At 73.0% G+C, this 18,710-nt stretch carries 17 protein-coding genes; 11 read left to right on the plus strand and 6 right to left on the minus strand.

The window, feature by feature from the left end; genetic code table 11:
• Both ACPOLB_RS20980 and ACPOLB_RS20985 read right to left on the minus strand, forming a co-directional pair.
• The gene (locus ACPOLB_RS20980; protein WP_425257983.1) at window positions 1-1,224 is read right to left on the minus strand and encodes a cytochrome P450; all 1,224 of its coding nucleotides are present in this window, start codon (window positions 1,222-1,224) and stop codon (window positions 1-3) included.
• Window positions 1,214-2,413: a pyridoxal-phosphate-dependent aminotransferase family protein gene (locus ACPOLB_RS20985; protein WP_425257984.1), complete on the minus strand. Its 1,200-nt coding sequence runs from the start codon at window positions 2,411-2,413 to the stop codon at window positions 1,214-1,216. Before ACPOLB_RS20985 ends, ACPOLB_RS20980 begins: the two co-directional genes overlap by 11 nt.
• Before the next feature lie 59 nt (window positions 2,414-2,472).
• On the opposite strand from ACPOLB_RS20985, the gene ACPOLB_RS20990 reads away from it, so the two are divergent.
• The 8 genes from ACPOLB_RS20990 (at window position 2,473) to ACPOLB_RS21025 (ending at window position 10,056) form a co-directional block, all read left to right on the plus strand.
• Entirely contained in the window at window positions 2,473-3,138 is a 666-nt protein-coding gene (locus ACPOLB_RS20990; RefSeq protein ID WP_425257985.1) for a riboflavin synthase subunit alpha, read from the plus strand.
• A gap of 58 nt (window positions 3,139-3,196) precedes the next feature.
• Window positions 3,197-4,537: an argininosuccinate synthase gene (gene argG, locus ACPOLB_RS20995; RefSeq protein ID WP_425257986.1), complete on the plus strand. Its 1,341-nt coding sequence runs from the start codon at window positions 3,197-3,199 to the stop codon at window positions 4,535-4,537.
• Window positions 4,538-4,710: 173 nt separating this feature from the next.
• A complete protein-coding gene (locus tag ACPOLB_RS21000; protein WP_425257987.1) occupies window positions 4,711-5,571 on the plus strand; it encodes a DUF6502 family protein in 861 nt (286 codons plus the stop codon).
• On the plus strand, window positions 5,568-6,737 hold the full coding sequence (locus ACPOLB_RS21005) for a DUF4382 domain-containing protein (RefSeq protein ID WP_425257988.1): 1,170 nt from the start codon (window positions 5,568-5,570) through the stop codon (window positions 6,735-6,737). The genes ACPOLB_RS21000 and ACPOLB_RS21005 overlap by 4 nt, the downstream gene beginning before the upstream one ends.
• Window positions 6,738-6,751: 14 nt before the next feature.
• Window positions 6,752-7,159, plus strand: coding sequence for a hypothetical protein (locus tag ACPOLB_RS21010; RefSeq protein ID WP_425257989.1), 408 nt, complete (start codon window positions 6,752-6,754; stop codon window positions 7,157-7,159).
• Between the two features lie 62 nt (window positions 7,160-7,221).
• On the plus strand, window positions 7,222-8,559 hold the full coding sequence (locus ACPOLB_RS21015; RefSeq protein WP_425257990.1) for a PA2928 family protein: 1,338 nt from the start codon (window positions 7,222-7,224) through the stop codon (window positions 8,557-8,559).
• 64 nt (window positions 8,560-8,623) lie between these two features.
• Window positions 8,624-9,505 carry a hypothetical protein gene (locus ACPOLB_RS21020; RefSeq protein ID WP_425257991.1) on the plus strand — a complete coding sequence of 294 codons (882 nt, stop codon included), beginning with the start codon at window positions 8,624-8,626 and terminating at the stop codon, window positions 9,503-9,505.
• A gap of 11 nt (window positions 9,506-9,516) precedes the next feature.
• The gene (locus ACPOLB_RS21025) at window positions 9,517-10,056 is read left to right on the plus strand and encodes a hypothetical protein (RefSeq protein ID WP_425257992.1); all 540 of its coding nucleotides are present in this window, start codon (window positions 9,517-9,519) and stop codon (window positions 10,054-10,056) included.
• Between the two features lie 15 nt (window positions 10,057-10,071).
• On the opposite strand, the gene ACPOLB_RS21030 is transcribed toward ACPOLB_RS21025, so the two are convergent.
• On the minus strand, window positions 10,072-10,533 hold the full coding sequence (locus tag ACPOLB_RS21030; RefSeq protein WP_425257993.1) for a hypothetical protein: 462 nt from the start codon (window positions 10,531-10,533) through the stop codon (window positions 10,072-10,074).
• A 142-nt stretch (window positions 10,534-10,675) separates the two neighbouring features.
• On the opposite strand from ACPOLB_RS21030, the gene ACPOLB_RS21035 reads away from it, so the two are divergent.
• From ACPOLB_RS21035 to ACPOLB_RS21045, 3 genes are read left to right on the plus strand one after another with little or no spacing between them, the layout of a single operon-like run.
• A complete protein-coding gene (locus ACPOLB_RS21035) occupies window positions 10,676-11,386 on the plus strand; it encodes an ABC transporter ATP-binding protein (RefSeq protein WP_425257994.1) in 711 nt (236 codons plus the stop codon).
• A gap of 28 nt (window positions 11,387-11,414) precedes the next feature.
• Complete coding sequence (locus ACPOLB_RS21040) at window positions 11,415-13,796, plus strand: ABC transporter permease (protein ID WP_425257995.1); 2,382 nt, start codon at window positions 11,415-11,417, stop codon at window positions 13,794-13,796.
• Window positions 13,797-13,801: 5 nt separating this feature from the next.
• Window positions 13,802-14,995: an efflux RND transporter periplasmic adaptor subunit gene (locus tag ACPOLB_RS21045; RefSeq protein ID WP_425257996.1), complete on the plus strand. Its 1,194-nt coding sequence runs from the start codon at window positions 13,802-13,804 to the stop codon at window positions 14,993-14,995.
• A 25-nt stretch (window positions 14,996-15,020) separates the two neighbouring features.
• Here the strand turns inward: ACPOLB_RS21045 and ACPOLB_RS21050 are convergent, their stop codons facing one another.
• From ACPOLB_RS21050 to ACPOLB_RS21060, 3 genes are read right to left on the minus strand one after another with little or no spacing between them, the layout of a single operon-like run.
• On the minus strand, window positions 15,021-15,374 hold the full coding sequence (locus ACPOLB_RS21050; protein ID WP_425257998.1) for a hypothetical protein: 354 nt from the start codon (window positions 15,372-15,374) through the stop codon (window positions 15,021-15,023).
• Window positions 15,375-15,401: 27 nt separating this feature from the next.
• A complete protein-coding gene (locus tag ACPOLB_RS21055; protein WP_425257999.1) occupies window positions 15,402-18,119 on the minus strand; it encodes a protein kinase domain-containing protein in 2,718 nt (905 codons plus the stop codon).
• Window positions 18,119-18,682 carry an ECF-type sigma factor gene (locus tag ACPOLB_RS21060; protein WP_425258000.1) on the minus strand — a complete coding sequence of 188 codons (564 nt, stop codon included), beginning with the start codon at window positions 18,680-18,682 and terminating at the stop codon, window positions 18,119-18,121. The genes ACPOLB_RS21055 and ACPOLB_RS21060 overlap by 1 nt, the downstream gene beginning before the upstream one ends.
• Window positions 18,683-18,710 lie beyond the last annotated feature (28 nt).

Below are 18,710 nucleotides of genomic sequence, written 5' to 3' on the forward strand. Positions count from 1 at the left end.
TCACAACACCACCGGCAGGTGGCGCAGGCCGCGGAAGCGCACGCGCCGGTCGCGTTCGGGGGCGCCGGCAGGCGCGATGCGCGGGTGGCGTGCCAGCAGCCGGCCGATGGCCACGCGCGCTTCCAGCCGCGCCACGTTCATGCCCGAGCAGGCGTGCGCGGCCTGCCCGAAGGCCAGGTGCGGGTTGGGCCTGCGGGCGATGTCCAGCCGGTCGGGCTGCGCGAACACGGCAGGGTCGCGGTTGGCCGCACCGATGGCCAGCGTGATGAACAGGCCGGCGGGCAGCGTGCGGTCGGCCAGCGCGATGGGCGCGGTGCTGAGCCGGTTGTTCAGCTGCAGCGGGCTTTCGAAGCGCAGCAGTTCCTCCACCGCGCTGCCCAGCAGGTCGGGCTGCTGCTGCAGGCGCTGCAATTCGCCGGGGTGGCGCAGCAGCGCGTGCAGGCCGTTGCCGATGAGGTTGGTGGTGGTCTCGTGGCCGGCGTTGAGCAGGAAGATGCAGTTGTGCAGCAGCTCGTCCTCGCTCAGCTGGCCCTGGTCGTCGCCGCGCAGCAGGCGGGTCAGCACGTCGGCGTCGGGGTCGCCGGGCCGGCGGCGCCGCTCGGCCACCAGCGCGCGCAGGAAGTGCAGGAAGTCGCTGACGGCGGCGTTGCCGCGCGCCAGCACGTCGGGCCCGGGTGCGGGCTCCAGCGCCGACAGGATGGCCAGCGACCAGCCCCGCAGCGGCGCGCGGTCGGACGCAGGCACGGCCAGCAGGTTGCCGATCACGTCGACCGGGATCTGCGCCGCGAAGTGCTCGATCAGGTCCGGGGCGGCCTCGTCGGCCAGGCGGTCGAGCAGGCCGTCGACCAGCGCCACCACGCCGGCTTCCATGCGCGCGATGGCACGCTGGTTCAGCGCGCCCATCAGGATGCGGCGCACGCGCGTGTGCAGCGGCGGGTCGTTGAAGACGAGGCTGGTGGTGTGGTGCGTGTACAGCGGCGATGGCGCGCCGAGCTTGGATGCGAACTCGCGTTGCTTGTCGCTGCTGGCGTGCGCGCTCCGGTAGACCGCCAGCACGTCGTCGTAGCGGGTCAGCAGCACGGTGTCGGGCGCCAGCGCGTGCACCGGGTCCTGCCGGCGCAGCGTTGCGTAGAACGGGTAGGGGTCGTCGATGAAGCCCGGCGGCGGCGCGGCCAGGCTGAACGGCTGCGCTTTGGACGGCTCGGCGGATGACTCAGCGGACATCGCCCAGCACCGCCACCGCGGCGTCGACACCGCCGGGCCCAAACGGCACGTGCAGCACGCGCATGGCCGCCTCGACGCCGGCCAGGCAGCCCAGCAGCATGGCCTCGTTCATGTCGCCCAGGTGGCCGATGCGGAAGACGCGCCCGTGCAGCGGCCCCAGGCCGCCGGCCACCGCGACCTGGAAGCGCTCGCGCGCCACCGTGCGCAGCGCCTCGGGGTCGATGCCCGGCTGCACCTCGATGGCCGTGACCGAAACCGAGCGCGCTGCCGGCACGCGCGCGAACAGCCGCAGGCCGCCCGCCGCCGACCAGGTTTCGACCGCCGCGTGCACCATGCGCGCCAGCCGGGCATGGCGGGCGTGCACCTGCTCCAGCCCTTCGGCGGCGATCAGCCCCAGCGCCGCCTGCAACCCCGCCAGGTGCGCCAGCGGCGGCGTGCCGCAGAACTTGCGGTACTGCAGCGGGCTCTGCCGGCGCACCCAGTCCCAGTAGTAGCGCGGCGCGGTGTTGCGGCGCGCGGCGTCCATCGCGCGGGCGTCGGCGGCCACGAAGGCCAGGCCCGGCGGCAGCATCAGGCCTTTCTGCGACGCGCCCATCACGACGTTGGCGCCCAGCGCATCCATCGCCAGCGGTGCGGCCGCCAGCGAGGCCACGGCGTCGACGACGAACAGCGCCGGGTGGCCGGCGGCGTCGATGGCTCGGCGCATCGCCGCCAGGTCGGCGGTGATGCCGCTGGCGGTGTCGGTGTGCACCACGAAGACCGCGGCGATGCTGTGCTGCGTGTCGGCGCGCAGCAGGGCTTCCAGCGCCACGGGGTCGGCCGGCGCGCCTTCGGTCCAGGGCGTGCGCAGCACGCGCGCGCCGAAGGCTTCGGCCTGCTCGGCCCAGCCGTCGGAGAAGTGACCGGTGCCCGGCACCACGATGGCCGTGCCTGGCGCCACCAGGTTGGCGATCACGGCTTCCCAGCCGCCGTGGCCGTTGGCGCTGAAGAAGAAGACGTCGGCCGTGGTCTGCAGCAGCGCCTTCAGGCCGTCTTCGCAAGCCGTGATGAGCGCCGCCACGCGCGGGTCGGCCAGGTCCATCGGCTGGCGCTGCAACGCGTGCAGCACCTCGTCGGGCACGCGGGTGGGGCCGGGGGCGTGCAGCAGGCGCAGGCCGGGAACGCGGGGCCAGGGCGGTGGGGTGTGCATGGGGCCGGCAGCTTAGCAGCGCCCTCGGCGCGGTGCCGACACTGCTAAGCTGCCGCCCCATGTTCACCGGCATCGTGCAAGGCATCGCCACGGTCGCGCAGCTGCGCGACCGCCCCGGCCTGCGCAGCTTCAGGCTGCAGTTTCCCCCCGGCTTCGCCGACGGCCTGGCCATCGGCGCCAGCGTCGCCTGCGACGGCGTGTGCCTGACCGTGACCTCGCTCGACGGCCCCGACGCCGCCAGCTTCGACGTGATGCAGCAGAGCCTGCATCTCACCACGCTGGCCGGCCTGCGCGCAGGCAGCCGCCTCAACGTGGAGCGCGCGGCCAAGGATGGCGCCGAGATCGGCGGCCACCCGCTGTCGGGCCACGTGGACTGCATGGCGACGCTGGCCGGCGTGCGCCAGCCCGAGAACAACCACGTGCTGCGCATCGCGGTGCCGCCACAGTGGATGCGCTATGTCTTCGCCAAGGGCTACATCGCAGTCAACGGCGCCAGCCTCACGGTGGCCGAGGCCGACAAGCGTGCCGGCTGGTTCGAGGTCTGGCTGATCCCCGAGACGCTGCGCATGACGACCTTCGGCGACAAGCAGCCCGGCGACGCGCTGAACATCGAGATCGAGCGCCAGACGCAGGTGATCGTCGACACCGTGCGCGACGCGGTGGAGGAGCGGCTGGGCCCGCTGCTGCCGGCGATCGAGGCGCTGCTGCGCGAACGCGGCCACTGATCGGGCGACAATCGCGGGCTGCGAACGCCCACCCCGCCCTTTCAACGAAGCCCGCCCCATGTCTGCCACCATCCTGCAAAACCTGCCCGCCGGCGAACGTGTCGGCATCGCCTTCAGCGGCGGCCTGGACACCAGCGCCGCCGTGCACTGGATGCGCGCCAAGGGTGCCGTCCCCTGCGCCTACACCGCCAACCTCGGCCAGCCCGACGAAAGCGACTACGAGGCCATCCCGAAGAAGGCGCTGGCCTACGGCGCCGAGACCGCGCGGCTGGTGGACTGCCGCGCGCTGCTGGTGGCCGAGGGCCTGGCCGCCATCCAGTGCAGCGCCTTCCACATCAGCACCGGTGGCGCCACCTACTTCAACACCACGCCGCTGGGCCGCGCCGTGACAGGCACGGCGCTGGTGGTGGCGATGAAGGAGGACAACGTCCACATCTGGGGCGACGGCAGCACCTACAAGGGCAACGACATCGAGCGCTTCTACCGCTACGGCCTGCTCGCGAACCCGGCGCTGAAGATCTACAAGCCCTGGCTCGACCAGACCTTCATCGACGAGCTCGGCGGCCGCAGGGAGATGAGCGAGTACCTCATCGCCAACGGCTTCGACTACAAGATGAGCGTCGAGAAGGCCTACAGCACCGACAGCAACATGCTCGGCGCCACGCACGAGGCCAAGGACCTGGAGTTCCTGAACGCCGGCATGCACATCGTGCAGCCCATCATGGGCGTGGCCTTCTGGCGCGACGACGTGGCGGTGGCCGCCGAGACCGTCAGCGTGCGCTTCGAGGAAGGCGTGCCGGTGGCGCTGAACGGCCGCAGCTTCCCGGACCTGGTGGCGCTGTTCGAGGAGGCCAACCGCATCGGCGGCCGCCACGGCCTGGGCATGTGCGACCAGATCGAGAACCGCATCATCGAGGCCAAGAGCCGCGGCATCTACGAGGCTCCGGGCATGGCGCTGCTGCACATCGCCTACGAGCGGCTGGTGACCGGCATCCACAACGAGGACACCATCGAGCAGTACCGCCTGAACGGCCGCAAGCTCGGCCGGCTGCTCTACCAGGGCCGCTGGTTCGACCCGCAGTGCCTGATGCTGCGCGAGACCGCGCAGCGCTGGGTGGCCCGCGCCGTCACCGGCGAGGTGACGCTGGAACTGCGCCGCGGCAACGACTACTCGATCCTGAACACCGAAAGCCCCAACCTCACGTACCAGCCCGAGCGGCTGAGCATGGAGAAGGTGGAAGGCGCCTTCACGCCGGCCGACCGCATCGGCCAGCTGACGATGCGCAACCTGGACATCCAGGACACGCGCGCCAAGCTCGGCATCTACACGCAGACCGGGCTGCTGGGCGGCAGCTCGGAAGGCGCCATTCCGCTGTTGTCGGGCCCGGGCGCCGCCTGACCTGGGCGTTGCCGGGGCGTTGCGCGCCGGCAGCGCACGCCTGAACAGGGTCTGGGGGCGGGCGCGTCCGCGTGGCATCCTCGGCGGCAGTTGCCTGCTGCCGCCGCGTCGTTACCGACGCTCACGTCCGCTCTGGCGGATGCCTCGATAATTGGGAAAGTTGTCCCAAGAACATGGAACCTGACGCCACCACCCGCCGCGCCATCGAAGCGGCCGTGATGCGGCTGCTGCGCCCGCTGGTGCGGTTGCTGCTGCGCCACGCGGTGCCCTTCGCCACCTTCGAGGCCCTGGCCAAGCAGGTGTACGTGGACGTGGCGATGAAGGACTTCGCGCTCGACGACAAGAAGCCGTCGCAGTCGCGGGCATCGATCCTGACCGGGCTGACGCGCAAGGAAGTGCAGCGCCTGGTGGCCGCGCCCTACGAACCCGGCGGTGACCAGGTCGACCGCAACAACCGCGCTGCCAAGGTGCTGACGGGCTGGATCCGCGACGCCGACTTCGCCACGCGCGACGGGCAGCCGCAGCCGCTGACGATGGACGGCGACCTCGGCTTCGCGGTGCTGGTGAAGCGCTACAGCGGCGACATGCCCGCGCGCGCCGTGCTCGACGAACTGCTGCGCACGGGCTCGGTGCGCTGGCGCGACGACGGCCGGCTCGAGCCCGTGGCGCGCGCCTACGTGCCGCAGCCCGGCAGCCAGGAGATCCTGGGCATCCTCGGCAGCGACGTCGCCGACCTCGTGGCCACCATCGGCCACAACCTGGAGGCGCCGCCGCACGAGCGGCGCTTCCAGCGCAAGGTGATGTACCACGCCATCCCTGTCAGCGTCCTGGCCGACTTCCGCGCCCAGTCGTCGGTGCAGGCGCAGTCGCTGCTGGAGCGCCTGGACCGCTGGCTCGCCGCGCACGACGACGACGCGCCGGCGCAGGGCCCCGACGTGCCGCGCGCCCGCGTCGGCGTCGGCATCCACTACTTCGAAGAGCGCCTGCCTGCATCAGGTGGAACGGGCGCCACCCCCGCTGGAGATCCGTCATGAACCGAACCCGACACTACACTCTGGCGGCTGCGCTGGCAGCCGCGGCGGCCCTGTCCGCCTGCGGCGGCGGCGGCGGCATCGGCGGCAGCGGTGCCTCGACCGACGGCACCATGAACCTGAAGCTGACCGACGCGCCGGCCTGCGGCTACGACCAGGTCAACATCAGCATCGAGCGCGTGCGCGTGCATGCCAGCAGCACGGCGGTGGACGCCGACAGCGGCTGGTACGAACTCGTGCTGCCTTCGGTGCAGAAGATCGACCTGCTGACGCTGCAGAACGGCGTGCTCGAGACGCTGGGGGCGATCAAGCTGCCCGCGGGCACCTACACGCAGATGCGGCTGGTGCTGGCGGCGAACGGCGGCGCCACGCCGCTGGCGAATTCGGTGGTGCCCACAGGCGGCGCCGAGACGGCGCTGACCACGCCCAGCGGGCAGCAGACCGGCATCAAGCTGAACATGAACGTCAGCGTGCCGGCCAACCAGGTGGTCGACGCCGTGATCGACTTCGACGCCTGCAAGTCGGTCGTCAAGCGCGGCAACTCGGGCCAGTACAACCTGAAGCCGGTGATCAGCGTGACCCCTGTGCTGTCCGACGCCGGGCTGCGCATCACGGGCTTCGTCGATCCGCTGCTGGCCGGCGCCAACGTCTCGGTGCAGAGCAACGGCGTGCCGCTGAAGGCCACCGTGCCCGACGCCGCCGGGCAGTTCGTGCTGTACCCGGTGCCGGTGGGCAGCCACGACCTGGTGCTCACGGCCCCGGGCCGCGTCAGCGCCGTGCTGACCGGCGTGACCGTGGTGGACACCGCGCACACCGTCGTCAGCACCGCGGCCGCACCGATCCTGCTGCCGGCCGTGGCCGTGCCCGAACGCACCGTGGCCGGCACGCTGTCGCCGGCCACCGGCACGCTGCGCGCGCTGCAGACGCTGGGCAACGGCAGCACGGTCGAGATCGCATGGCTGCCGGTCGACGAGGCCACCGGGGCCTTCAGCGCGGCGCTGCCCGTCGACGCCCCGCTGCGCGCGGCCTTCGCACCCGGCTTCAGTTTCGCCCCCGACGCCGCCGCCCCCGGCCTGTACACGCTGGAAGCCAGCGCCGGCGGCGCCGTGAAGAACACGCCGATCGACACCAAGGCTGCGGTGCCCCCGCTGGCCATCACCGTGCCCTGAGCACCAAGGATCCCATGCCACGAGCGATCGTCTTCTCTGCCCTGGCGCTGCTGGCTGCAGCCGCGCCGGCCCTGGCCGAAACCCAGGTCGGCATCTCCATCGGCATCGCGCAGCCGGGGGTCTACGGCCGCATCGACATCGGCAACGCGCCGCCGCCGATGGTGGTGATGCCGCAGCCGATCATCATCGCGCCGCCGCCGCAGGCGGTGCTGGTGCAGCGCCGCCCGATCTACCTGTACGTGCCGCCCGGCCACCAGAAGAACTGGGCCAAGCACTGCCGGCGCTACGACGCCTGCGGCCAGCCCGTGTACTTCGTGCAGGAACGCTGGGTGCAGGACCGCTACGCCGAGCGCCGCGGCCGCGGTGGCGACGACCACCCGGGCAAGGGCAAGGGCCACGGCAAGGGCAAGAAGGACGATTGAGGCCGCGAGGCGCAGCCAGCATGCGAGCAGTGCTGCCGCTGGACGAACGGGGAGGCTGCGGCATGCGCGCCGTCGTCCGCCGCGCCGCTGCACTGGGGGTGGCCGTCGCCGCGCTGGTGCTCGCGGCCTGCAGCGGCACCCGCTTCGAGCCGCCCGAGGTGCAGGGCGCCCCGCTGATGGTGGCGGTCGACGGCAAGCCGCTGCTGCTGGTGCTGACGAAGCAGGAAGAGCGCCGGGTCAGCCGCACCGGGGGCGGTCGCAACAACAGTTCGACCGAGCGGCGCGACACGCTGTTCCACTTCGACCTGCGCGCATACGAGCCGGCGACGGCCACGCCGCTGTGGCGCGCGCGGCTGGTCACCTTCAACGACCCGAAGGCCGCCACCGCAGCGCGCAGCACGCGCATCGTGGGCTCGGCCACCAGCGGAGCCCTGCTCGGGCAGGAGGACGACCGCGTGTGGCTGCAGATCGCCGAGTCGCCGCTCGCCGTGGCGGCGCGCGACGGGGCGGTGCGTGTCGACGCCGCTGCGATCGAGGCCGCCAACCCCGAGCTGGCGGGTCGGCTGCCCAGCGAGGCGCGGTTCTACGGCTTCGACCGCGGGCTCGTGGTGCAGGCGGCCGACGCGCGCCGCTGGGTGCTGCGGGGCCCGGCGCTGCAGGCCCAGCCGTGGGTGCCCGGCGCGCGCCCTGCGCCGCCGGCGCCGCTGAAGGCCAACGGCATGCCGAAGGTGGTGCCGACGCGTCCGGGCGGCGATGTGCCGGTCCGGATGGCGGTGATCGACGGCAGGCGCATCGGCCTGTACGCACCCAACGAGGCGGCGGCCGCCGCCAACGACCCGTTCGGCGACCGCCTGGCCTACCCCTACTCGATCCTCGACGAGGGTGCGGCGTCGCGGCGCAGCTTCTGGACCGTGCAGACCGCGCCGGTGCAGCGCTTCGATGAACGCTACGAGCACATCCGCCGGCTGGAGCCGGTCGCCGGCAGCGCGGTCTTCCTGCGCGGACGGTTCCTCAAGCAGCTGCCGGGCGAGGACGTGCTGGCCGCCAGCAATCCCGACGGCGTGTTCGTCTGGCACAGCTCGCGCATGGACGACGCCGGCCGCCTGTCGCTGACGCGGCTGGACACCCGGCTCCAGCCCCTGTGGACGGCCGAGCTCCCGATGAGCGAGAGCGGAACCGCGAACCCGGTGCGCTACTGGCTGCTGGACAACCGAGTCGTGGTGATGGGGCAGTGGCGGCGCGAGATCGAGCACCAGGTCAGCAGGCAGCCGCATCTGGTCAGCATCGCGCTGGACGATGGCGCGCTGGTCGCGCACAACCTCGCCCTCGAACCCACCGACCAGCGCGATCCGACGAAGGTGCCGCCGCGCCATGCCGGCGCCAGCGCGGCTGGAGACTGACCGGGCACGCCTGCCGTGTCGCTGCGCGACCGTGCGCCGCGGCACGCGCGTGCAGCGGCAACGAATGAAACAGGCCGCGCCGGCGCGTGCAGCGGCGGTGAAACGGGCGCGGCCGAGACTGCCGGGCATCGCAACACCACCCGGAAAGACTCCGACGATGACCCGCTCCCTGCACCACACCGTCGCCTCCCTCGGCCTGCTGGCCGCCCTGTGCGCCACCTCGGGCGCGCACGCCCAGGCCAACATCGACCAGAGCCGTGCCGTGGCCGGCGGCATCAACAGCACCGACACGGCCGGCTTCCCGATCACGCTCACCCAGAGCGGCCACTACCGCCTGACCGGCAACCTGGTCGTGCCCGCGGGCCTCACCGGCATCGACATCCAGGGCCACAACATCACGGTGGACCTCAACGGCTTCACGATCAGCGGCCCGGTCACGTGCAGCCGCAATGCCAGCACGCGTGAAGTCACCTGTGCGAACAAGCCAGCCGTCGAAACCTTCGGCGTCTCCGCGCCGAGCGTGCTGCAGGGCGTGACCGTGCGCAACGGCGCGGTGCGCGGCTTCTCGCGTGGCGTTCGCCTGCTCGGTCAGGCCGTCGTCGACGGCGTGAGCGCCTCGCACAACGGCCATGGCATCGACGTCTGGGGAAGCGAAGGCAGTGCAGGCAAGGTGATGCACTCGCGCGCCGAGATGAACTCCGGCAATGGCATCACCGTGTACAGCGGCATGGTCCTGCACTCGACGGCCAGTCGCAACGGCTGGTCCGGTTTCACCGCCGGAAGTTCGGCATACGTCCAGGTGATCGACTCGGTGGCGACTGGCAATGCCCGCTCGGGCTTCTCTGGCATGACCTTGCGCGGTTCGTTGGCCATGGACAACGCCGCCAACAGCCGCACCAAGGTGCAGAGCCTGGGCCAGAACGTCGACGAACAAGGCAAGTACTGAGGGCCGCCACCATGCGCGCACGACCGTTGTCGGGACCGGCACTGCTGGCAGCCCTTGCCGCGACCCTGGCAGCCGGCCCCGCCGCCGCGGCCGACGGCCACTGGCGTGTTTTCCGCGAGCGCGCCGAGTGGGTGATCGAAGCCCACGCCGGGCCGCGCGATGCCGTTGCGCGCCAACTGGCCGCACTCAGCGGCAGCACCTGGGCGCTGGCCGCAGGGCCCGCGCCGCTGGCCGGTGCGCGGCCGCTCACGCGGCGCTGGCGCGGCCGCGATCTGGCCGATGCCTGGGGCGTGGTGCTGGGTGGCGTGGCCGACCACGCGGTGCAGTGCCGGCCGCAGGGCTGCCGGGTGTGGGTGCTGGGGTTGCGGCCTGCGCCCCAGCCGTCGGCGGTGGCCTCGCCGTCGCCAAGTGCGCCGGTGCCGCCCGTGGCCGCTGTACGCGCAGCGTGGCAGGCACCTGGCGCGGAACACGGCGGCACGGCAGCCTCCACCGCCGAGCCGGTGGCCCTGCCGCTGACCGAAGACCCGCCGGGGCTGTTCCCCAGCCAGTGAGGCCGGTGGCGGCGCTCAGTCGTTCGCCGGCTTGCCGACGATCTGCACGTCCAGGCGCGGTTCCTTGATCTTCTCGTCGACACGGCTCTCCACGTAGAGCCGCTTCGGATCGACGCCGCGCTGCTGCAGGAACTTCTTCACCGCCTCCAGCCGTGCCGGCGTCAGCGAGCGTTCGTCGGTGCCGGTGTCCTCGATCTTCCACGGCCCGGTGGGCACCAGCAGCGCCACGTCGACCTGCAGGCCGATGGCGTTGATCACCAGCTCGGTCAGCTTCTGCTGCGCCAGCGGCGTGAGCTTGTCGCCCTGGAACAGGCCCTTGGCCGGCAGCGAGGCGGTCTTGGTCTGCGAGGTGGTCTTGGCCGGGTTGGCGGCGTTCGCCGGCAGCGGCTTCACGGGCTGGTCGCCCTGGGCGGCAGGGGCCAGGCCCGCGGCCAGCGAGAGGGCGGCGGCCAGGGTGAGCAGGCGGGGCAGGTGCATCGGGGACTCTCCGGCTGAGGGTGGGTTGCCCCATTCTGACGCCAAGCGCGCGGGGCTGCCCGCAGCGTCCGGCGCGGCTTGACGTGCGTCAACGGCGCGCGCGGGACGGCGCCCACAATGCATTGCACTGCTGCGCCGCACCATGCCCGACGACACCGTCTTCACCGCCGACCATGTCGGCAAGGTCTACCGCACCGGCGAGGTGGAGGTCGTGGCGCTGCGCGACGTGTCGCTGCAGATCCGCCGCGGCGAGTTCATCGTGCTGCTGGGCGCGTCCGGCAGCGGCAAGAGCACGCTGCTGAACATCCTGGGCGGGCTCGACGTCGCCAGCAGCGGCAGCGTGCACTTCGGCGCGCAGGCGCTCACCGGCGCGGGCGAGGCCGCGCTCACGCGCTACCGGCGCGAGCACGTCGGCTTCGTGTTCCAGTTCTACAACCTCATCCCCAGCCTCACGGTGCGCGAGAACGTGGCGCTCGTTACCGACATCGCCACCGACCCGATGGGCGTGGACGAGGCCATCGCGCTGGTGGGCCTGATGCCGCGTGCCGACCACTTCCCGGCGCAGTTGTCGGGCGGCGAGCAGCAGCGCGTGGCGATCGCACGCGCCATCGTGAAGAAGCCCGAGGTGCTGCTGTGCGACGAGCCCACCGGCGCGCTCGACTACGCCACCGGCAAGCTGGTGCTCGAAGTCATTGCGCGCATCAACGCCGAGCTCGGAACGACCGCGGTGGTGATCACGCACAACGCCGCCATCGCCGGCATGGCCGACCGCGTGGTGCACCTGGGCGACGGCACGATCCAGCGCATCGAGACCAACGCGCACAAGATCTCCCCGGCGGAGCTGCGCTGGTGAGCACGACCCCGCGGCGCACGGTGGCCCCATGAAGGCGCTCGACCGCAAGCTGCTGCGCGACCTGCGCCTGCTGTGGAGCCAGGCGCTGACCATCGCGCTGGTGGTGGCCAGCGGCATCGGCGGCTTCCTGACCACGCTGTCGGCGGTGGATTCGCTGGCGCTGGCGCGCGGGCGCTTCTACGACAGCGGCCGCTTCGCCGATGTCTTCGCCGGCGTCAAGCGCGCGCCGGATGCCCTGGCCGAGACGCTGCGGGCGTTGCCCGGCGTGGCCGACGTGCAGACCACCACCGAGCACGCGGTGCGCATCACGCTCGACGGCTATGCCGACCCCATCATCGGCCAGCTCATCGGCCTGCGCCGCGACCGCCCGCTGCGCATGAACCGGCTGACGCTGCGCCGCGGCATCGCCGACGATGCCTCGCTGTCGCCGGGCCCGGCGCAGTCCGACGGCACGCTGCCGGTGTGGGTCTCCGAGGCCTTCGCCAACGGCCACGGGCTGCAGCCCGGCGCCACGCTGCAGGCGCTGGTGAACGGGCGCCAGCGCACCCTGCGCGTGGCAGGCATCGCGCTGTCGCCCGAGTACGTGTTCGCCGGGCTCTGGGGCATGCCCGACCAGCGCGGCTTCGGCGTCTTCTGGGTCGACCACGAAGCGCTGGCTGCGGCCTTCGACATGGCCGGCGCCTTCAACCGCGTGGCCGTGAAGCTGGCGCCGGGCGCCGACGAGCGCGACGTCATCGAGCGGCTGCAGCAGGTGCTGGCGCGCTACGGCGGGCGCGAGGCGCACGGCCGCCGCGACCAGACCTCGCACGCGATGCTCGACAACGAGATCAAGGAGCTGTGGGTGCTGGGCACGGTGCTGCCCAGCATCTTTCTCGGCGTGGCGGCCTTCCTGCTGAACGTGGTGGTGTCGCGCCTGGTGGCGACGCAGCGCGAGCAGGTCGCGGCGCTGAAGGCGCTGGGTTATGCCAACGGCGCCATCGCCGCGCACTACCTGAAGCTGGTGGGTGCCATCGTCGCCATCGGGCTGCTGCTGGGCGTGCTGGTGGGCGACGTGCTGGGCGGCCTGTTCATGGGGCTGTACGCGGAGTTCTTCCGCTTCCCGCAACTGCAGCACGTGCTGGCGCCCGGGCTGGTGCTGGTGGGCGCGCTGCTCACCGTGGCCACCGCGGTGGCGGGCACGCTGAACGCGATTGCCGCCACCGTGCGCCTGGCGCCGGCCGAGGCCATGCGCCCGCCCGCGCCCGGCCACTACCGGCCCACCGTGCTGGAGCGGCTGGGCATCACCGGCATCGGCACGCAGCTGCGCATGATCCTGCGCACGATGGAACGGCGGCCGGTGCGCAGCACGCTGTCGATCGCGGGCGTGGCGGCGGCGGTGGCCATCGTCATCATGGGCAACTTCTTCCGCGATGCGATCGAGTTCGTCGTCGATGCGCAGTTCACGCTGGCGATGCGCAACGATGTCGCCGTGTGGGCGCTGGAGGCGGTGCCCGACCGCGCCCGCGAGGAACTGCTGCACCTGCCCGGCGTGAAGGCGGCGGAGTCGAGCCGGTTCGTCTCGGTGGCGCTGGTCAACGGCCACCGGCGCGAACGCAGCCAGATCCGCGGCTATGCGCAGTGGCCCGAGCTGTACCGCATCGTCGACGCCGACCTGCGCGCCACCGCGCCCGCGGGCGACGGTCTGGTGCTCACCGACCGACTGGCCGCCAAGCTCGGCGTGCGCGTGGGCGACACGGTGCAGGTCGAGGTGCTGGAAGGCCGCGCACGCACGCTGCGCCTGGTGGTCGACGCCACCGTGCGCGAGATGATGGGCCTGAACGCCTACATGCACCGCGAGGCGCTGAACCGCGCGCTCGGCGACGGCGACCTCTCCACCGGCTTCGTGCTGCTGCTCGACCGCGGCGCCGAACCCGCGCTGCTGGAAGCCACGCGGCAGATGCCCAGGGTGGCCGGCGCCTTCAGCAAGGCCGGCATGCTGCGCAACATGCAGGAGATCAGCGCCCGCAACATCCGCATCATGAGCACGGTGCTCACGGTGTTCGCGGCCGTCATCGCCGTGGGCGTGGTCTACAACAACGCGCGCATCGCGCTGGCCGAACGCACCTGGGAGCTGGCCAGCCTGCGCGTGCTGGGCTTCACGCGCGCCGAGGTCTCGGGCCTGCTGCTGGGCGAGATGGCGATCTCCATCGCGGTGGCGCTGCCGCTGGGCATGCTGCTGGGCTGGGGCCTGGTGCAGCTGATCGCCGAGCTGCTCAAGAGCGACCAGTTCTACTTTCCGGTGGTGATCCAGCCGCGCACCTATGCCTGGGCCGCGCTCTGCGTGGTGGTGGCGGGTGTCGCCAGCGCGCTGGTGGTGCGCCGGCGCATCGACGCGCTGGACATGGTGGCGGCCTTGAAGACGAGGGAGTGACGACGATGCAACGCAAGACGCTGCTGGGGGCGGCCGCCGCGGGCGTGCTGCTGCTGGCCGCACTGGGCTGGGCCTTCGCGCCGCGGCCGGTGCAGGTGGAGGTGGCCACGGCCACGCTGGGCCCGTTCGAGACCAGCATCAGCGAGGACGCACGCACGCGGCTGCGCGAGCGCTTCGTGGTCTCGGCGCCGCTGGCCGGGCGGCTGCAGCGCACCGCGCTGCGCGAAGGCGACACGGTGGCCGCGGGCGCCGTGGTGGCGACGCTGCTGCCGCTGATGAGCCCGATGCTCGACGAGCGCAGCCTGCGCGAGCAGCAGGCGCGCGTGGGCGCGGCCGAGGCCAACGCGCACCGCGCCGTCACGCGCATCGACGCCGCGAAGGTGGCGCTGGAGCAGGCGCGCAACGAGCTGCGCCGCACCGAGCAGCTGGCGCAGCAGGGCTTCGTCGCGCCGACCAAGATCGACGGCGACCGGCTGGCCGCGCAGGCGGCGCAGAAGGAGCTGGACGCGGCGGTGGACGGCGAGCGCATCGCACGCCACGAACTGGCGCAGTCGCGGGCCGCGCTGGGTGCCGTGCGCAGCGGCAGCGGCGCGGGCTTCGTGCTGCGCGCGCCGGTGGCCGGCCGTGTGCTGAAGCTGCACCACACCAGCGAGGCCACGGTCGCCCTGGGCACGCCGCTGCTGGAGCTGGGCGACACGGCGCAGATGGAGATCGTGGCCGAGCTGCTGACCAGCGACGCGCTGGCGGCCGCCCCCGGCAGTGCCGTGCGCATCGAACGCTGGGGCGGGCCGAACGCGTTGCAGGGGCGCGTGCGGCGCGTCGAGCCGGCGGCCTTCACGAAGGTGTCGGCGCTGGGCGTGGAAGAGCAGCGCGTGAACGTGCTGATCGACATCACCAGCCCCGCGGCCGACTGGGCGGCGCTGGGCGACGGCTACCGCGTGGGCGTGCGCATCGTCACACGCAGCGAAGCGCGCGTGCTGCGCGTGCCGGTGAGCGCGGTGTTCCCGCAGCCGCAGGGGCAGGGCCTGGCGGTGTTCGTGCTCGATGGCGGCCGTGCGCGGCTGCGGCCGGTGGTGGTGGCGGCGCGCAACGGCAGCGACGCCTGGGTGCGCGAAGGGTTGGCCGAGGGTGCTTCGGTGCTGGTGTACCCGCCGGCCGCGGTGGCCGACGGGGTGCGCGTGCGCCCGCGCCAGGTCTGAGGCGGCGCGCCCGCGGCGCCGGGGCTCAGGGCTGGTTCTTGATCGTCGGGTCGAGCGACTTCCGTTGCCCGCTGCTGGTGTGCTGCACCGTCACGGTGTAGCTGAAGGTGCCGGCCGCGGTGTCGCAGTCCAGCAGCGCGGCCTGCTTGTTGTTGATGGTCCAGGCCGGTATCGGGAACTGCGTGCCGCCGTTGGCGACGACGATGGCGCCACTGTCCGGGAACACCCAGTCGCGCGCGGCCAGCGCAAACACGATCAGCACGTTGCTGCCGCTGACGTCGAGCTCGGCGGGCTGGCAGCTGATGTTGCCGGCGGCGTCGACGCTGACCAGCACGTGGCTGACGGCTTGCTCGACGGTGTCGGGGGTGCAGACGGACATGGTGGACCTCTTGATGGGTGGGGAGGCTCAGCGCGCGGTGGCGCCGGCGCGGGCCAGGGCGTCGTGCAAGGCTTGCAGCTCGGCAGGACGGTAAGCAGTCGCAACCAGCTTTTCGGCGTGTGCCCGCGCTTCTTGAACCGCTCCCCGGCGCCAGGCCAGCTGCGCCGCCAGTGCCAGCGCCGGCAGTTCCCGGCGCTGCAGCCCGGGCTGCAGCCGCAGCGCCGCCTGCTGCCAGGCGTCCGCGGCCGCGCCCGCATCGCCGGGCCGCCCGCGGCGCTGCAGCAGGTCGCCCAGGGCCATGCCGGCCGCTGCAGCGATGCGCGACTGCTCGGCGTCGGGCGGCTGGCCGCCGCGCTCGAAGGTGTCCACCTCGGCCAGCCAGGACCGCAGCGCGGCGGCGGCCCCGGGTGCGTCGGCACGGGCCTGCAGCACCAGCAGCCGCCCCTGCAGGTGCAGCCACCAGCGCAGCTTGGGCTGCGGCGCGGCCAGCAGCGGCGCCACCAGGGCCTGCAGCTCGGCCAGGCGTGGCGCCAGCGTGGTGGCGCCGGCCCCGGCGGCGTGCAGTTCGGCGGTGCTGGCCAGCGTGGCCGCCAGCACGGCCCGCCAGTCCAGGTTCTGCGGGTCCAGCCGCACCAGGGCCTGGTTGATCGTGCGTGCGGACTCCAGGCTGGCCTGCGCCGCGTCGGTCTGGCCCTGGGCCGCCTGCAGCCGCGCGATGTCGTAGTGCGCGATGCCGGCGTGCGACTGCACGCCGCGGTTGCGCGCCGCGTCGGGCACGCGCGCCAGCGCCTCGAACTTGGCGCGCTGCGCGGCGATCGCGGCGTCGAAGTCGTGCAGCGCCTCGTGCGCCTTGCTCAGCCAGCCCAGCGTGTTGGCCTGGTCCTCGGCCATGGCCGGGCGCGTCGGCACCACGCTCTGCCAGGCCTGCTGCGTCTGCCGGAACGAAGCCAGCGCAGCGTCGGCGCGGCCGGCCTCGAGCTGCAGGACGCCCAGGTTCTGGCTGGCGTAGGCGACCTCCGTGCGCCAGTCGAGATCGGCCGGGTCGATCCGGGTGAGCTGCTGCGCCAGGGCCTGGTAGCGCAGGAAGGCGGCCTCGGCGTCGTCGCGCAGGCCGCGGCGTCGGGCGATGAAGCCGACCCAGTACTCGCTCTGCGCGTGGTTGAACACGTGCTGCGGCTGGCCAGGGTGGCGCGCCAGCAGTTCGCCCGTGCTGGCCGCGGCCTCGGCGAAGCGCTGTGCGGCGTCGTCGAGCCGGCCGGCCTGTTCGGTGATCTCGCCCATCAGGTGCAGCGCCCGCGCGCGCCGGCCCAGCGATTCGGCATCCAGCGAGCCCGGGCTCTGCGCGGCGTAGTAGGCGAGTGCGCGGTCGCCCACGGCGTCGAGCGCGTCGAGCCGCCCCACGGGCTTCAGCTTGGCCGGCAGGTCGCCGAGCAGGAACTCGATCAGCCCTTCGGCCTGCGCCTGCTGGCGCTGCGCCTGGCGGCCTTCGTGCACCGCCACGGCGGCGCTGCCGGCCAGCGCCAGCGCCGCAGCCGTGCCGGCGCCCACGGCCACGCGGTGGCGGCGCAGGAACTTGGCGCTGCGGTAGGCCCAGGTGTCGGGCCGCGCGGCGATGGGCGCGTGCGCGAGATGCCGGCGCAGGTCGTCGGCCAGCGCGGCGGCGTTGGCGTAGCGTTCGGCGGGCTGCTTCTTCAGCGCCTTCGCGACGATGGTGTCGAGGTCGCCCTGCAGCGCCCGCGCGCGGCGCTTCGCGTCGCTGTCGGTGCGGCCGGCCTGCCGGGCCTCCTGCAGCACCGCCTGCGACACCAGCGGCGGCGTGCGTTCCACCACCGCGTGCCAGTGCGACAGCGTGTTGCCCGCCTCGCCTTCCAGCGGCAGCCGGCCGCTGAGCAGCCGGTACAGCAGCACGCCCAGGGCGTAGACGTCGGTGGCCGTGGAGACCTCGCCGCCCTGCAGCTGCTCGGGCGCCGCGTACTGTGGCGTGAAGGCGTTGCCGGCCTGCTGCGTCAGCGCGCCGTCGCCCATCCCGTTGGCCGCAGCGTCGAGCAGCTTGGCGATGCCGAAGTCGAGCAGCTTCACCTCGCCCGCCGCGGTGACGAGGATGTTCGACGGCTTCAGGTCGCGGTGCAGGATCAGCCGGTTGTGCGCGTGTGCCACCGCGTCCAGCACGTCCAGCACCAGGTGCAGCCGGTCGGGCAGCGGCAGGTCGTGCGCGGCGCAGAACGCGTCGATGGGCAGCCCCGGCACGTGTTCCAGCACCAGGTAGGGCTGGCCGGCGCCGGCGGTGGCCAGGTGGCCGGCGTCGAGCAGCCGCGCGATGTGCGGGTGCGCCAGCCGGGCCATGATGCTGCCCTCGCGCGCGAAGCGCTCGGTGCCGGCGGCCGAGAACAGCCCGGCGTCGAGGAACTTGATCGCCACCTCGGCCTCGAAGCGGCCGTCGGTGCGCTGCGCCAGCCACACGCTGCCCATGCCGCCGCGGCCGATCTCGCGCACCAGCGTGTAGGCGCCCACGATGCGGCCGGCCAGGCCCGGCGGCGGTGGCAGCGCCGGGGCCTGCAGGAAGCTGCTGTCGTCCAGGCCAGCGAGTTCGTCGAGCCAGGGCGCCAGATCGGCGGCCAGCCCGGGGTCGTCGGCCCACAGCGCGGCCAGGCGCGCCGCGCGCTCGGGCGCGGGCAGGTCCAGCAGCGTGTCGAGCAGCGGCGACAGCACCTGCCAGCGCGCGCGGTCGACCGGGCCCGTGGCCATCAGCGCAGCGCCACCCGCAGGAACAGCCGCGCCTTGTGCCAGTCGCGCTGCACGGTGCGCTCGGTCACGTCCAGGCTGGCGGCGATCTCGGCTTCGGTCAGGCCGCCGAAGTAGCGCAGCTCCACCACCTGCGCGAGGCGGGGTTCCAGCGCCGCCAGTTCGTCCAGCGCCTCGTGCACGCGCAGCACCTCGTCGTCGTGCGCGGCCAGGCCGTCCACCAGGCCTTCCGCCAGGCCGGTGTCCAGCGTCACCTTCGCGGCGCCACCGCCGCGGCGTTCGGCCAGGCGCGCGCGCACCACGTCGATGACGACGGCGCGCATCACCTTGGCCGCGTAGGCCATGAAGTGGTGGCGGTCGGCGAACGAGGTGCCGCCGCCGGCCTGCAGCCGCAGGTAGGACTCGTGCACCAGTGCCGTGGTGTCCAGCAGCGTCAGCGCGCTGCCGTGGCGCAGCCGGCTGCGTGCCAGGCGCTGCAGGTCGGCGTAGAGCAGGGCGAAGGCGCGGTCGGCGGCGAGGCGGTCGCCGCTGCCTGCGGCCTGCAGCAGCTTCGTGATGTCAGACATGGAATCCCGGCAGGAGAGCCGCAAATGT

The organism is Rubrivivax soli, from assembly GCF_049810355.1.
Taxonomy (GTDB): Bacteria; Pseudomonadota; Gammaproteobacteria; order Burkholderiales; family Burkholderiaceae_C; genus Rubrivivax.

What these genes read in the sequence shown, in the direction of transcription:
- ACPOLB_RS21025 (WP_425257992.1), top strand. Translation starts at nt 9,517, where the DNA reads ATGCGCGCACGACCGTTGTCGGGACCGGCACTGCTGGCAGCCCTTGCC.
- ACPOLB_RS20985 (WP_425257984.1), bottom strand. Translation starts at nt 2,413, where the DNA reads ATGCACACCCCACCGCCCTGGCCCCGCGTTCCCGGCCTGCGCCTGCTG.
- ACPOLB_RS21005 (WP_425257988.1), top strand. Translation starts at nt 5,568, where the DNA reads ATGAACCGAACCCGACACTACACTCTGGCGGCTGCGCTGGCAGCCGCG.
- ACPOLB_RS21015 (WP_425257990.1), top strand. Translation starts at nt 7,222, where the DNA reads ATGCGCGCCGTCGTCCGCCGCGCCGCTGCACTGGGGGTGGCCGTCGCC.
- ACPOLB_RS21045 (WP_425257996.1), top strand. Translation starts at nt 13,802, where the DNA reads ATGCAACGCAAGACGCTGCTGGGGGCGGCCGCCGCGGGCGTGCTGCTG.
- ACPOLB_RS21060 (WP_425258000.1), bottom strand. Translation starts at nt 18,682, where the DNA reads ATGTCTGACATCACGAAGCTGCTGCAGGCCGCAGGCAGCGGCGACCGC.
- ACPOLB_RS21020 (WP_425257991.1), top strand. Translation starts at nt 8,624, where the DNA reads ATGAAACAGGCCGCGCCGGCGCGTGCAGCGGCGGTGAAACGGGCGCGG.
- ACPOLB_RS21000 (WP_425257987.1), top strand. Translation starts at nt 4,711, where the DNA reads ATGGAACCTGACGCCACCACCCGCCGCGCCATCGAAGCGGCCGTGATG.
- ACPOLB_RS21030 (WP_425257993.1), bottom strand. Translation starts at nt 10,533, where the DNA reads ATGCACCTGCCCCGCCTGCTCACCCTGGCCGCCGCCCTCTCGCTGGCC.
- ACPOLB_RS20980 (WP_425257983.1), bottom strand. Translation starts at nt 1,224, where the DNA reads ATGTCCGCTGAGTCATCCGCCGAGCCGTCCAAAGCGCAGCCGTTCAGC.
- ACPOLB_RS21035 (WP_425257994.1), top strand. Translation starts at nt 10,676, where the DNA reads ATGCCCGACGACACCGTCTTCACCGCCGACCATGTCGGCAAGGTCTAC.
- ACPOLB_RS20990 (WP_425257985.1), top strand. Translation starts at nt 2,473, where the DNA reads ATGTTCACCGGCATCGTGCAAGGCATCGCCACGGTCGCGCAGCTGCGC.
- ACPOLB_RS21010 (WP_425257989.1), top strand. Translation starts at nt 6,752, where the DNA reads ATGCCACGAGCGATCGTCTTCTCTGCCCTGGCGCTGCTGGCTGCAGCC.
- ACPOLB_RS21055 (WP_425257999.1), bottom strand. Translation starts at nt 18,119, where the DNA reads ATGGCCACGGGCCCGGTCGACCGCGCGCGCTGGCAGGTGCTGTCGCCG.
- argG (WP_425257986.1), top strand. Translation starts at nt 3,197, where the DNA reads ATGTCTGCCACCATCCTGCAAAACCTGCCCGCCGGCGAACGTGTCGGC.
- ACPOLB_RS21050 (WP_425257998.1), bottom strand. Translation starts at nt 15,374, where the DNA reads ATGTCCGTCTGCACCCCCGACACCGTCGAGCAAGCCGTCAGCCACGTG.
- ACPOLB_RS21040 (WP_425257995.1), top strand. Translation starts at nt 11,415, where the DNA reads ATGAAGGCGCTCGACCGCAAGCTGCTGCGCGACCTGCGCCTGCTGTGG.